This window comes from Legionella septentrionalis (genome assembly GCF_003989745.1).
GTDB lineage: Bacteria > Pseudomonadota > Gammaproteobacteria > Legionellales > Legionellaceae > Legionella_A > Legionella_A septentrionalis.
This window is the reverse complement of record NZ_RZGS01000003.1, coordinates 96,640-110,033: the sequence shown is the minus strand read 5'-3', so window position 1 is coordinate 110,033 and position 13,394 is coordinate 96,640. Positions and strand designations below refer to the sequence as shown.

Here is a 13,394-nt window from a genome sequence, read left to right as displayed (position 1 = left end):
ATATACCCAGACTTATTCTATTGAAATCAACCGAAAAACACATTATCTTGTTAGGTTTCCTAGCAGACACACCTATATGTTGTGTTTTGGTTTATAATTAACGTATAGGTTGAATTTGTCATACTTGGCAATCTCACCTTCCGTGGAGGAACTATGTCAGAGATTCTTGATTCCGTAAAAGATGTATCCAGAACCAGTCAACTGGAATTATCGACGAATGCGCCGGGTTTATTAAAAACCATTAAGCGCAATGGCAAAGTCGTACATTATGACGAAAGCAAGATTAAAGTTGCTATCACCAAGGCATTCATTGCCGTAGAGGGAGGCAGTGCGGCCGCCTCAAACCGCATTTATCAGCAAATCGATGACCTCACCAAGCAAATTACACAAGCATTTAAGCGCCGTATGCCAAGTGGTGGCACCATTCACATCGAAGATATTCAAGATCAAGTTGAACTGGCTTTAATGCGTAATGAACAACATAAAATTGCCCGCGCTTATGTGCTCTACCGCGAGGAGCGCCGCAAAGCCCGCGCGGCACAAGTAAAGCAGCAAGCAAATGATGACAAGATCCCGTTAATCACCATGCCTAATGGTGAACTTGCTCCCCTAGATATAGCACGCGTCAATACCATTGTGGCTGAAGCATGTCGGGAATTGGAAAATGTGCATGCCGAGCCGGTGATTAAAGATGCTCTTCGCAATCTTTATAACCAAGCCAGCTTGGCTGATGTGCATAAAGCATTGATTATGGCAGCCCGCGCTTTAGTGGAAACCGAGCCTAATTATACCTACGTAAGCGCACGCCTGCTTCTAGACAGCTTACGGGCGGAAGCATTAAATAAACTGCAATTGCAAGAGGAAGCCACCTTCGATGAAATGGCGGCGCTTTATCCTGTATATTTTAAAGCGTATATTGCCCGCGGTATTGAGCACGGCATATTGGATCCCAAATTAAGCGATTTTAATTTGGAAACCTTGGGCAAAGCTTTATTGCCGGAACGGGATATGCAATTTACTTATTTAAGCTTGCAGACACTTTATGATCGTTATTTTATTCACGAGCACGGTATTCGCTATGAATTGCCCCAGGCATTTTTTATGCGCGTCGCCATGGGGCTTGCAATACGGGAAACAGATAAAGAAGAAAGAGCCATTGAATTTTACAGACTGCTCTCTTCATTTGACTATATGTCTTCCACACCTACCCTGTTTAATTCAGGCACAGTAAGACCTCAGCTTTCCAGCTGTTATTTAACAACCGTACCCGACGACCTGGAAGGTATTTACAGTGCCATTAAAGACAATGCCCTGCTTTCCAAATTCGCAGGCGGCTTAGGCAATGACTGGACCCCCGTACGTGCCATGGGCTCTTACATAAAAGGCACCAATGGCAAGTCGCAAGGCGTTGTGCCATTCCTAAACGTAGCGGACGCAACCGCTATTGCCGTGAACCAGGGTGGAAAACGCAAAGGGGCCGTGTGCGCTTATCTGGAATGCTGGCACCGCGATGTGGAAGAATTTCTTGAGTTACGTAAAAATACCGGTGACGATCGTCGCCGTACGCATGACATGAATACCGCGCTGTGGATTCCGGATTTATTCATGAAACGGGTACATGAAGAAGGTGAATGGACATTATTCTCCCCGGATGAAGTTCCTGAACTTCATGAACAATATGGTAAAACTTTCGAAAGTACTTACATGGCTTACGAAGCAAAAGCACGCGAGGGTAAGCTTAGGAATGTAAAAACGGTTTCCGCCGTTAAATTATGGCGTAAAATGTTGTCCATGTTGTTTGAAACAGGGCATCCGTGGTTAACGTTTAAAGATGCATGTAATTTGCGTTCTCCTCAACAACATGCCGGTGTAATCCACAGTTCCAACTTATGCACTGAAATTACACTGAACACATCCAGAGAAGAAATTGCAGTGTGCAACTTAGGCAGCATTAATTTGCCAGCGCACATTAAAAACGGCAAACTGGATAAAACCAAATTGCAGCAAACCATCCGCACTGCCGTACGCATGTTGGATAATGTAATCGATATTAACTATTATTCAGTTCCGCAAGCTCGTAACTCCAATTTGAAACATCGTCCCGTCGGTTTAGGGCTGATGGGATTTCAAGATGCCTTGTATAAACTTAAGTTAAATTATGCATCCAACGAAGCAGTAGCTTTTGCCGATACCTCCATGGAATTGATAAGCTATTATGCCATCGAAGCTTCCTGTGAATTGGCGAAAGAACGCGGCCGCTACCCAAGCTATGAAAATTCCTTATGGAGCAAAGGCATTCTGCCTATTGATTCCATCAACTTGCTGCAACAGGCACGTGGCCAGTATCTGGAACAAGACCGTTCACAACATTTGGATTGGGAATTATTGCGGGTGAAAGTTCGTACCGAAGGCATGCGTAATTCAAATGTGATGGCTATTGCGCCAACCGCAACCATTTCTAACATTTGCGGAGTTTCTCAATCAATTGAACCTACGTATCAGAATTTGTATGTAAAATCGAATTTATCCGGCGAATTTACTGTGGTTAACCCTTATCTGGTAGATGATCTCAAAGCCTTAAATTTATGGGATGAAGTCATGGTTAATGACTTAAAATATTTCAATGGCAGCGTGCAACCCATAAGCCGCATTCCAGAACATTTAAAAGCCCGCTATGCTACTGCTTTTGAAATTGAACCCATTTGGTTAGTTGAAGCGGCTTCGCGTCGACAAAAATGGCTGGATCAGGCGCAATCATTGAACGTATACATGGCGAAACCCTCGGGTAAAAAACTGGATGAGCTCTATCGCCAGGCATGGATACGCGGATTGAAAACCACCTATTATTTACGAAGTTTAGGTGCAAGCAACGCCGAGAAATCAACGGTTACAGACGGAGCCTTGAACGCGGTGAAAATCGATGAACCACAACTGTGCTCAATTCTTGACCCGAATTGTGAAGCTTGCCAATAGGAGAAAACACAATGTCTAGCGCAATCTTAGAACCCATGAATGCTCAAACAGGAGCCACCGGCCTCGAATTACTGGATATGGGCGCAGGACGCATCCATGTGGATGATAAAAAAATCATTAACTGCCGAGCTGATTTAAATCAATTGGTTCCCTTTAAATATAAATGGGCTTGGGACAAATACTTAACCGCTTGTGCAAACCATTGGATGCCCAATGAAATCAGCATGAGCGCTGATCTGGCATTATGGAATGACCCATATGGTTTGAGCCAGGATGAGCGCCTCATTGTACTGCGCAATTTGGGTTTTTTCTCAACTGCTGATTCCCTGGTGGCCAATAATTTAGTTCTGGCAGTCTACCGGCACATCACTAATCCTGAATGCCGTCAGTATTTGCTGCGGCAAGCATTTGAAGAAGCCTTGCATACCCATGCCTATCAATACATCATTGAAAGTTTGGCGCTGGATGAAGCAGCCGTGTTTAACATGTATCGGGAAATTCCTTCAGTAGCTACCAAAGCAGCCTGGGCTTTACCGTATACGCAAAGCTTAAGTGATCCGAATTTCCGTACCGGTACTCCTGAAAATGACCAGCGTTTACTGCGCGATTTGATTGCATTTTATGTCGTTTTCGAAGGCATTTTCTTTTACGTCGGTTTCACGCAAATTTTATCCATGGGCCGTCGCAACAAGATGGTGGGCACCTCCGAACAATTCCAGTACATCTTGCGCGATGAATCCATGCACATGAATTTTGGTATTGATGTCATTAACCAGATTAAAATTGAAAACCCGCACTTATGGACGCCACAATTCAAGGAAGAAATGATTGAATTGATTAAGCAAGGGGTTGCCTTGGAATACCAATATGCTCAAGACACCATGCCGCATGGTATCCTGGGAATGAATGCCAACATGTTTGAAGAATACCTGCATTTCATCGCCAATCGCCGTCTTACCCAGATAGGTTTGCCTGAACAATACCCCGGGGCTGAAAATCCCTTCCCCTGGATGAGCGAAATGCTGGATTTGAAAAAAGAGAAAAACTTCTTCGAAACCCGTGTCATTGAATATCAGGCTGGCGGTACATTAAGCTGGGATGATGACAATTAAGGTAAAACAACCCGGATACGCTGGTATTCGGGTTGAACTTCCCAACCCGCACCGGCTACGAGAATATTAAGCCAAAATCAATAAATTACATTCGCTTGCTTGTTCCTAGTACAATCACATTTTCTCCCTCGGCTTGCGGGAAATTTGCCTTCATTTTGTTAATTTCTTCCTTAAAAACGGCTGATTGGTTGGCAACAACTTTTTGTACTGTCCCGCCTGTACTGAGCGTACCTAAGCCCGTGAGTTCTTTTACCACATCGCTTATCCAATCTTTGAGCTTCTGCCATCCTCCTTTTTCATTCTCATATTCTTTAAGCGGAGCTACCAATTTGTTATTGATTAACTCATCAAATTGAGTACTAAGGGCGTTGATCTCTAAAGCGGTGATGGCTTCTTTTGACTTGGTTAAATACTCAAGCTGGGCAGTTAAGCCATTAAATGAAGGGATATCATTTTTATACCAGGGAGGTTCAGCATTACCAATTGCCTCCTGCAACATGGTTATTTTTCCCGCAGTATTTTGGCCTTGCCTGCCTTGAAGCTCAGTTAATTTTTCCTCGAGAATTTCTTTACCCTGAGCAATCTTTTCTTTCAGTCTTAGCAAGGAAGAATGCATTTCCTCTTGGCGCTTTTGCTGCTCTATAACAATATGTAACAGCAATCCTTGCATCATTCCAATTTTTTCCGTCTCCTCAGGAGAAGATAATTCAGGATCCCACTTATATAGTGAATCTTTAATTGCACCCACCTTTTCTGCATTGAAAGATGGGAAGCCATATTCCTTAAACTCGTTATTCATTTTTTCTTCAATCCGAGAAATAATTGCTTCCCTGGGAATGACTCTGCTCACTCCCCTTACTTTATTTGCTTCCTGGAGCTCTATACAAGCCTCCTCATATAAAGCCAGGCAAATTGTCTTTAATGCATCGGGCGAGGTGTTGATTTTTTCAATTGCCGCACCAAATTTATTCATAATTAATCTCGTATTTTAATACCATTATGTAAATAATAGACGCAAAATGACACTAAAATATCACTTGCAAGAAATTAATAATCACCCTTAGTTAAAGTATGGGCATACGCTATTCTTCCATGTAACTAAAGTCTTGCATTCTAATCCTTGCTTTTTGCCTGCAAGTTATGGTCAACTCGCTACATGTCGATTTTTATCGCTGCTCGTACGGTGATTACCCACTTAAACTTAGGTTCATTGCACTTCCCAGTCAACATCATTCAAGGTCCGTTAGCTGGTGTAAGTTGCGCACCATTCCGGCTCCTCACCTGGGAACTTGGGCAACCTGCCTTTTCCTATACTGAAATGATTTCGTGTAAAACCTTATTGCATGCCAAGGCAAAAACTCGTTTTGTATATAAGCATGAAAAGGAAGGCCCGGTTTGTTTTCAATTATCGGGAAGTAATGAGAAAGAGTTGGGTGAAGCTACAAAAATTGCTACGGATTATGGCGCGGATTTAATCGATTTAAACTGTGGCTGTCCGGTTAACAAAATACGTTCGCGCGGGGCTGGCTCCAGTTTGCTGCAAAAACCCAAAGAACTTTTTAAGCTGATGCGCGCGATGAAAGCAAGCACGAATGTCCCCGTTTCGGTAAAAATACGCGTGGATGGCAATAGCAATGATCATTATAACCGCGAAATTGCCCGCATTGTGCAAGATGCAGGCATCGATTTTATAACGGTGCATGGTCGCAACTGGAGAGAAGGCTATGATACCCCCTGTCATTATTCTCAAATCGAATTTTTTGTTAATGAACTTAATATTCCTGTTATTGGTAATGGCGATGTATCATGCCTTGCATCCCTACAAAAAATGTTTGCAACCGGCTGTGCGGGGGTGATGATTGGCCGCGCCGGGGTCGGCCAGCCTTGGTTAATTGCAAAATTAATCGCAGAAAGTAAAGGCGAGCAATTTAATCTGCCAACTCCGGGTGAGCGCGGCTTGTTGTTTTTAAGACATGTCCGCGCTTTGGAAGAATTATTGCAAAGCGAGAAATTTGCAGTGATTCAGGCACGTAAATTTGCCAAGTATTATGCAAGAAATTTGGCAGGCCAAACTGAATTTGTACAAGCTGTTAACCATTGCGAGAATTTGGATGAATTAACGCTTGTCTGTAAACGATATTTTAACCAGCACGCTTAATAAATAAGCGTTGCCATGAGACTTTGCAGCAAAACCCGGTTCTGTGATTATCGAATGAAACAATGTTACATAGCGTAGAGGAAAAAATCTTAAGAGCTAAGAAGAAAAGAAATTCAACTGTTTATAAAAGTCCTGGTTTCTGCGGCTGCATAGCCTGGATTATACTCACACATCCAGACTTGCAAATGGGCTTCCTTTCCCAGGCTGTTTGATTTTATCGCGAAACACCACTAGCCATTGTGACGTAAGTGCGGAAATAAAATGACATCGCGGATTGAAGGGGAATTGGTAAATAACATGGCCAGTCTATCAATGCCAATCCCTTCTCCTGCAGTGGGCGGCATACCATATTCCAACGCCTCAATGTAATCGCTATCATAATGCATGGCTTCCAGATCGCCCGCATCTTTTTCTTCTACTTGTTTCAAGAAACGTGCGGCTTGATCTTCCGGATCATTTAACTCGGAAAACCCGTTTGCCATTTCGCGGCCTGCAATAAAGAATTCAAAACGATCGGTAACTTCAGGATTTTCTTCATTACGGCGTGCCAAAGGCGATACTTCTGTCGGATATTCAGTGATAAAAGTAGGCTGAAGCAATTGATGTTCGATGGTTTCTTCAAACAAAATCATTTGCAATTTACCAATGCCATCCGATTTTTTATAAGGGAATTTCATCCTGTCTAATAAACTGCGGCAAAAATCAATGTCTTCTATTTGGGCAACACTCAGTTCAGGATGGTAATGCAAAATAGCATCCTTAATGCTCATGCGGGCAAAAGGCTTGGAAAAATCTATGCATTGGCCTTGATATTCAATTTGCCGTGTCCCTAATACTTCATCGCACAAAAAGTGCAATAATTCTTCAGTAAAATCCATGAGATCCTGATACGTTGCATACGCTTCATAAAATTCAATCATAGTGAATTCAGGATTATGACGCGTAGAAATGCCTTCATTGCGGAAGTTACGATTGATTTCATAGACACGCTCAAAACCCCCGACCACCAGCCGCTTTAAATAAAGCTCAGGGGCAATACGCAAAAACATTTGCATATCCAGCGTGTTGTGGTGCGTGATAAAAGGGCGCGCCAAAGCGCCTCCCGGGATAGGATGCATCATCGGGGTTTCCACTTCCATAAAGCCATGGCTGTCCATAAACTTACGGCATGCAGAAATCAGGCGAGAACGGATGATAAATGTTTTACGGCTTTCTTCATTGGCAATCAAATCGACATAACGCTTACGGTAACGCAATTCCTGATCCGCCAGCCCATGAAATTTATCCGGTAAAGGCCGCAAGGATTTAGTCAGCAATTGCAATTGCTCGGCATTGACCGTCAATTCACCCGTATTGGTTTTAAATAATTCGCCATGTACACCCACGATGTCGCCCAAATCCCAATGCTTGAACTGCTCATATACTTCTGCCAAGTCATTCTGGCGTACATAAATCTGCAAACGGCCGGATGAATCCTGAATGTGGAAAAAGCTGGCTTTTCCCATAATACGTCGTAAAACGATACGTCCTGCTACAACCACTTTTATTTTTTGTTCAGCCAATTCTTCCTTGCCAGTTTCTGCATATTGGCTCAAAAGTTCAGCAGCAAATTGCTCACGATAAAATTCATTTGGAAAATTAAACCCTGTCGAACGTAATTCAGCTAATTTTTGTTTGCGAATCTGATAGACTTCACTCTCATCTAAAAATTCTTCAGTCATACTTCACCTACTCCTGATTTCAAACTCGCTTCGATAAACTGATCTAAATCCCCATCGAGAACGGCTTGAGTATTGCTAGTTTCTACGCCAGTGCGTAAATCTTTAATGCGTGATTGATCCAATACATAAGAACGAATTTGCGAGCCCCAACCGATATCAGACTTGCTGGCTTCCAATGCTTGCTGTTCTGCATTTTTTTTCTGCATTTCAAGCTCATAAAGTTTAGCGCGCAGCTGCTTCATGGCTTGGTCTTTATTTTTATGCTGGCTGCGATCCGTCTGGCATTGTACAACAATCCCGGTCGGTTCATGCGTAATGCGCACAGCAGAATCGGTGCGGTTTACGTGTTGCCCCCCGGCTCCCGACGCACGATACGTATCGATACGCAAATCCGCTGGATTAATGGCAATATCGATGTCGTCATCCACTTCCGGCGATAAAAATACCGCTGCAAAAGAAGTGTGACGCCGGTTGCCTGAATCAAATGGAGATTTGCGCACCAAACGATGTACACCAGTTTCCGTACGCAGCCAGCCATAGGCATATTCCCCAACGAAATGGATGGTAGCACTTTTAATTCCTGCTACTTCACCTGGCGAGCATTCTATTAGTTCGGTTGTAAATCCATGATGCTCGCCCCAGCGCAGATACATACGCAGCAACATTTCAGCCCAGTCCTGAGCTTCTGTGCCGCCTGAGCCCGCTTGAATATCCATATAAGCGCTTGCTTTATCCATTTTGCCGGAAAACATGCGGCGAAATTCGAGCGTTTCTACCTGTTTTTCAATGGCATGGGTTTCTGACGCAACATCTTCTATAGCCTGGGTATCTTCTTCCTCACGAGCCATATTAAAAATCTCAATCAAATCAACAATGCCTTGCAACAGATTCTCGAGTTGAAAGACAACTGCTTCCAACTGGGCCCGCTCCCGACCCAAGGCTTGTGCCTGCTCAGGATTGTCCCAAATTCCGGGTGACTCTAATTCGCGGACGACTTCTTCAAGACGCTCCCGTTTGGTATCGAAGTCAAAGATACCCCCGAAGAGCATGCACGCGCGTTTTTAAATCGGTCAAAGTATGATGAATTTGATTTACTTCTAACATGATATCCCTTAATTTAAAAATGTGTCTATTTTACAGCGAAAGATAAAAAGTCTGCAAACAGACAAGCCTTGAGAAATGCTCTGCTGCACTTCTCAGCTGTCTTTTGATGTGAAGCGCCTTAAATTCATGGCGCCGATTAGAATTCAGGCAGTCTGGATTTGATTCGATGGGTGGCTTGCGAATGAATTTGCGAAACACGCGATTCGCTAACCCCTAACACTTCGCCTATTTCTTTTAAATTTAAATCTTGCTCATAGTAAAGCGACAATACCAATTGTTCCTTCTTTGGCAAACTGTCAATAATTTGTGATAATTGTGCCGTCATATCATCATGAAGCGCCTGGACATGCGGTTCTGTTGAATTACTCAATGTTTCTTCTTTTATGATTTCATCCGTTGCACTTAAATCTTCAAATGGATATAAATGACCGCCTGCCGAATCGCTTAGCATATCATGATACTCTTCAAGGCTAATGCCCAATTCCGCGGCGACTTCCTGATCTTTGGCGTCACGGCCAAGGCGGTTCTCCACCTCCCGTACGGCGGCAGAAATCATGCGAGCATTGCGATAAACTGAACGCGGCACCCAATCGTTGCGGCGGACTTCATCCAGCATATGCCCACGGATACGGATCCCGGCATAAGTTTCAAAAGAAGCACCTTTTGTATCGTCATAATGCCTGACCGCTTCCAGCAAACCCAGCATGCCGGCTTGCAGCAAGTCATCCAGTTGTACGGATGGCGGCAATCTGCCCAATAAATGATGTGCGATGCGCTTGACCATTTGCGCGTGCTTTTTAATTAATTCTTCCTGGGTTTGTTGATTCACTTTGCTTTTTAAAGCCAAAGTATCATCCACGATGAGTCTCCTTTTTATTATTATTTGCACTGCAAAGTGGCAATAAACAGCAAAGCCCGCCGGTCTAATTCGCTGTATATTCAATGTATATCGCTATTGCATTGCCGTCAAATGAACATTTAAAAATCATCATGCCTGCTTGCTTAACCAACCAGCCGCTCAAAGAAGAAGCTCGTATTTCCACTTACGGTTAATTTAACAGGCCATTCTTCTATCGTTTCCGCTAATTTTATTATTGCCTTCGTAGCCAAGGCAGTGGGAAAAGCAGTAATAAACGGTTTTTGCCTTTTAACGGCACGATACACATGCTCATCAAAAGGAATGGCGCCTAAATAGTCAAGATGCACATCAAACCATGGATCCATCATCTCATATAATTTATTAAATAAGCGCTGCCCTTCTTCTATGCTTCGCATCATATTAGTCAAGATATGAAAGTGATGTAATTTGCAGCGCTTATTGAGAATTTTCATGAGCGTATACGCGCTGGTAAGCGATGCGGGCTCATCGCCCACCACGGTAATAATTTCCTGGGCTGAACGCGTGAAGTTTAATACCGCATCGGATATCCCAGCACCGGTGTCAATAATCATATAGTTCCATTCCATGGCCAAATGATTAAAGGCATTAATAATGCCAGCATGCTCTGCAGAGGTAAGATTGGTCATAAACTCAGCATCTGCTGCTCCAGGGATTATAAAAACATTCGCAGGACCTGCTAAAATAATGTCGTTGAGAGAACATACCCCCTGAATGACATGCGCCAGGTTATGCTTGCTGCGTAACCCCAACATGACATCCAGGCTCGGTAATCCTAAATCGGCATCAAGCAATAAGACTTTTTTATTTTTTTGAGCAAGCGCTATTGCTAAATTTAAGGAAATATTACTTTTCCCAACCCCTCCCTTACCTGATGTTACTGCAATGACTTTCACAGGAAGCGTGCGCATCAGCTTATGAAGCCCCAGTGCATGGCTCAGGCCATGAGTGTTTTTTTCTGTCATGACGTCACCTTTAAAGAAAAGATCTGAAAAAGCTCATGCAAACATCATGCCAATTCCGGATTGGAGAAAAAGAATAAACTGGAAAAGAAAAGATGGATATTATTCGTCTGCCTGTACATTACATTTAGCTTGGGCGTCTGCCTGGCACTGCTCGATGCAATCTCTTTCCTCGGAATTAAGACAGACGGTATTGACGCAATCATTCGCAGTATTATCCACGCACATTTTCGCGTCAAGATTTTCGGCATCTGCAATATTCGGTGGATCATCCGCAGCATTTACCGTGAGAGAAAAGCAAGTAAAGAAAGAAAGCAGTAAAATTCGCTTCATGGCATTCTTAGGTAATAAACCAGTAAATTAATTATAGTTTATTTTAAGCCAGGCATTTTCGTGGCTAGGAGAATATGCCACACTTAAATGATGATTTGTCAGTTATCAGGAACATGCGCTCTAAAATCCAAACTGTATCCAATTTCAGCCGAGCAATAACTGTTACCACTCCCTGCTTTCGTCCCGATGAAGAAAAGCACTTGCGGGAAATTTTTGTCGAAAATATCGATAAAAATATACTGGCGCGCGGGAATGGCTTAAGTTACAGCGACTGCTGTATTCTTAGCCATGGTATTATGATTGATGCCCGTCGCTTAAATCATTTGCTGGAATTTGATGAAGATTCCGGTATAGCTGTTTGTCAAGGAGCAGCAACATTTGCCGATCTTTTCTTGTTGAGTCCTGATTTCATTCCACCTGTTTTACCTGGAACTTTATATGCAACGCTCGCTGGTGGAGTTGCTCATGACGTGCATGGCAAAAATAATCATATTCATGGTAGTTTAGGTAGGCATATCGCTTGGTTGGAATTGCAGACAGGAAAGGAGACATTCCATTGCAGTGCTGACAAAAATCCGGATCTTTTTACTGCTACCATTGCGGGTTTAGGATTAACCGGCGTCATTAAACGCATCGGCATCCGCTTACAAAAAAATACCCGCTACGTTACCCAATACACTGAAAAACATATGGATTGGCCTGGTTTGCTGCAACGTATGCAGGAAGAAGGCATTCAACATCAATACCAGGTAGCTTGGCTGGACCTAATGAATGAACCCCGTGCTGTATTATCCTTTGCCGATCATGTGGATTGTGACGCTCATGCTGAAAATATTCTGCAAGAGACTTGGGCTGTACCGAAATTCCCTGTCCGCTTGATTACCTCTTGGGGGATGAAACAATTTAACCGTGCTTATTTTTACTGGTCAAAAAGCGGCTCTAAAGTTTTGCCTTTATGGAAATTTAATAATCCCCTGGATTGCATTAAAAACTGGAATTATTTATATGGAAAAAAAGGATTGTTGCAGTTTCAAGCAGTCTTTCCGGGCGAACAAGCAATAGGCGCATTGGAAAGGTTGACTCAAATTATTCGCCAATATAAAGCATTACCCACATTGGCCGTACTTAAATATTTTACTCGCCCGGGAAGTGGTCTTTTATCTTTCGTGAAGCCTGGGTTTACTTTGGCGGTTGATTTCGTACACAATCAACAAGCGCGTCAAGCAATTGACGCTATGAATCAAGCTATCGTAGCCTTGGGCGGAAGCATTTATCTGGCTAAAGACTTATTTTTAACCCGGCAACAATTTGCAGAAATGTACCCGTGGCATCAGGAATTTATTGAAATTTTAAACCGCTACCAAAGCCCCATGGCTTCTGATCTCAGCCAGCGCTTGGGCTTAACACCATGAATCGTACCTGGGTCGTTTTGGGAGCAACCTCAATCATCGCCGAAAAGTTGGCTCATTGTGCTGCACGAGAAGGCCATGCGATTATTCTTATTGGCCGCAACGTAAAAGAATTAACGATCAAGGCAGCGGATATTAGCTTACGTTACCGGGTTTCATGCGAAGTTATCGCTACGGATTTTTCTAAACCCATTATAAATTTACTTTCAGAATTATATGAAAGGGAAACTGAACTGGATTTAATTATTGCCCACAGCTTGATGTTGCATAATTACTCATTGGATGATGTAAAAATTGCAGATCTTATCCAGGTTAATATCCTCAGTACGGCGCAATTGATCCATACTTATTTCCAAAAAAAACAAAGCGAACATCATTTGCTTTTTTTAAGCTCAGTAGCAGCCAGCCGCGGGCGAGCCAAAAATAGTTTGTACGGGGGCAGCAAAGCCGCCATTGAAGTGTATTTACAAGGTTTGCAACAAGCAGCAACATCAGCGCAAACCATCACAATAGCCCGCTTGGGCTTTATTGACAGCAAAACCACTTATGGTGAGCCGGGAATTTTTTATGCATCAGCCCCCGAGCGCTGTGCGGCTGCTTGCTGGCGGGCAATAAAATTAAAAAAGCGACAAATTTATCATCCATTTTTTTGGCGCTTTATCCTATTTATGATTCGCAACCTGCCCTTTTTTATCTATCGTAAATTACGTGTTTGATCGTGGCA

Annotated in this window: 11 protein-coding genes; 5 read left to right on the top strand and 6 right to left on the bottom strand. The window is 43.1% G+C overall.

Features of this window, described 5'->3' with window-relative positions:
* Positions 1-153: 153 nt before the first annotated feature.
* Together ELY11_RS02365 and ELY11_RS02360 are read left to right on the top strand one after the other, a co-directional pair.
* Positions 154-2,973 carry a ribonucleoside-diphosphate reductase subunit alpha gene (locus ELY11_RS02365; RefSeq protein WP_127032448.1) on the top strand — a complete coding sequence of 940 codons (2,820 nt, stop codon included), beginning with the start codon at positions 154-156 and terminating at the stop codon, positions 2,971-2,973.
* An 11-nt stretch (positions 2,974-2,984) separates the two neighbouring features.
* Positions 2,985-4,085: a ribonucleotide-diphosphate reductase subunit beta gene (locus ELY11_RS02360; RefSeq protein ID WP_126953025.1), complete on the top strand. Its 1,101-nt coding sequence runs from the start codon at positions 2,985-2,987 to the stop codon at positions 4,083-4,085.
* An 85-nt stretch (positions 4,086-4,170) separates the two neighbouring features.
* On the opposite strand, the gene ELY11_RS02355 is transcribed toward ELY11_RS02360, so the two are convergent.
* Positions 4,171-5,058, bottom strand: coding sequence for a hypothetical protein (locus tag ELY11_RS02355; RefSeq protein ID WP_127032447.1), 888 nt, complete (start codon positions 5,056-5,058; stop codon positions 4,171-4,173).
* A gap of 183 nt (positions 5,059-5,241) precedes the next feature.
* Here ELY11_RS02355 and ELY11_RS02350 point away from each other — a divergent pair, with 183 nt between their 5' ends.
* A complete protein-coding gene (locus tag ELY11_RS02350; protein ID WP_127032446.1) occupies positions 5,242-6,243 on the top strand; it encodes a tRNA dihydrouridine synthase in 1,002 nt (333 codons plus the stop codon).
* A 230-nt stretch (positions 6,244-6,473) separates the two neighbouring features.
* On the opposite strand, the gene lysS is transcribed toward ELY11_RS02350, so the two are convergent.
* The 5 genes from lysS to ELY11_RS02325 form a co-directional block, all read right to left on the bottom strand.
* Positions 6,474-7,964 (bottom strand): lysine--tRNA ligase, encoded by a 1,491-nt coding sequence (gene lysS / locus ELY11_RS02345; RefSeq protein ID WP_126953022.1) that lies wholly within the window; start codon positions 7,962-7,964, stop codon positions 6,474-6,476.
* A protein-coding gene (gene prfB / locus ELY11_RS02340; protein WP_127032445.1) for a peptide chain release factor 2 occupies positions 7,961-9,068 on the bottom strand; the annotation gives its coding sequence in 2 pieces (ribosomal slippage) (positions 7,961-8,992 and positions 8,994-9,068; 1,107 coding nt in all). Before prfB ends, lysS begins: the two co-directional genes overlap by 4 nt.
* Before the next feature lie 136 nt (positions 9,069-9,204).
* Positions 9,205-9,927 carry an RNA polymerase sigma factor FliA gene (locus tag ELY11_RS02335; RefSeq protein ID WP_325049368.1) on the bottom strand — a complete coding sequence of 241 codons (723 nt, stop codon included), beginning with the start codon at positions 9,925-9,927 and terminating at the stop codon, positions 9,205-9,207.
* A gap of 143 nt (positions 9,928-10,070) precedes the next feature.
* Positions 10,071-10,931 carry a MinD/ParA family protein gene (locus ELY11_RS02330; protein WP_127032444.1) on the bottom strand — a complete coding sequence of 287 codons (861 nt, stop codon included), beginning with the start codon at positions 10,929-10,931 and terminating at the stop codon, positions 10,071-10,073.
* Positions 10,932-11,030: 99 nt separating this feature from the next.
* Complete coding sequence (locus ELY11_RS02325; RefSeq protein WP_126953019.1) at positions 11,031-11,261, bottom strand: hypothetical protein; 231 nt, start codon at positions 11,259-11,261, stop codon at positions 11,031-11,033.
* Between the two features lie 74 nt (positions 11,262-11,335).
* Between ELY11_RS02325 and ELY11_RS02320 the strand changes: the two genes are divergently transcribed.
* A complete protein-coding gene (locus ELY11_RS02320; protein WP_325049658.1) occupies positions 11,336-12,673 on the top strand; it encodes an FAD-binding oxidoreductase in 1,338 nt (445 codons plus the stop codon).
* Positions 12,670-13,386: an SDR family NAD(P)-dependent oxidoreductase gene (locus ELY11_RS02315; protein WP_127032443.1), complete on the top strand. Its 717-nt coding sequence runs from the start codon at positions 12,670-12,672 to the stop codon at positions 13,384-13,386. Before ELY11_RS02320 ends, ELY11_RS02315 begins: the two co-directional genes overlap by 4 nt.
* Positions 13,387-13,394 lie beyond the last annotated feature (8 nt).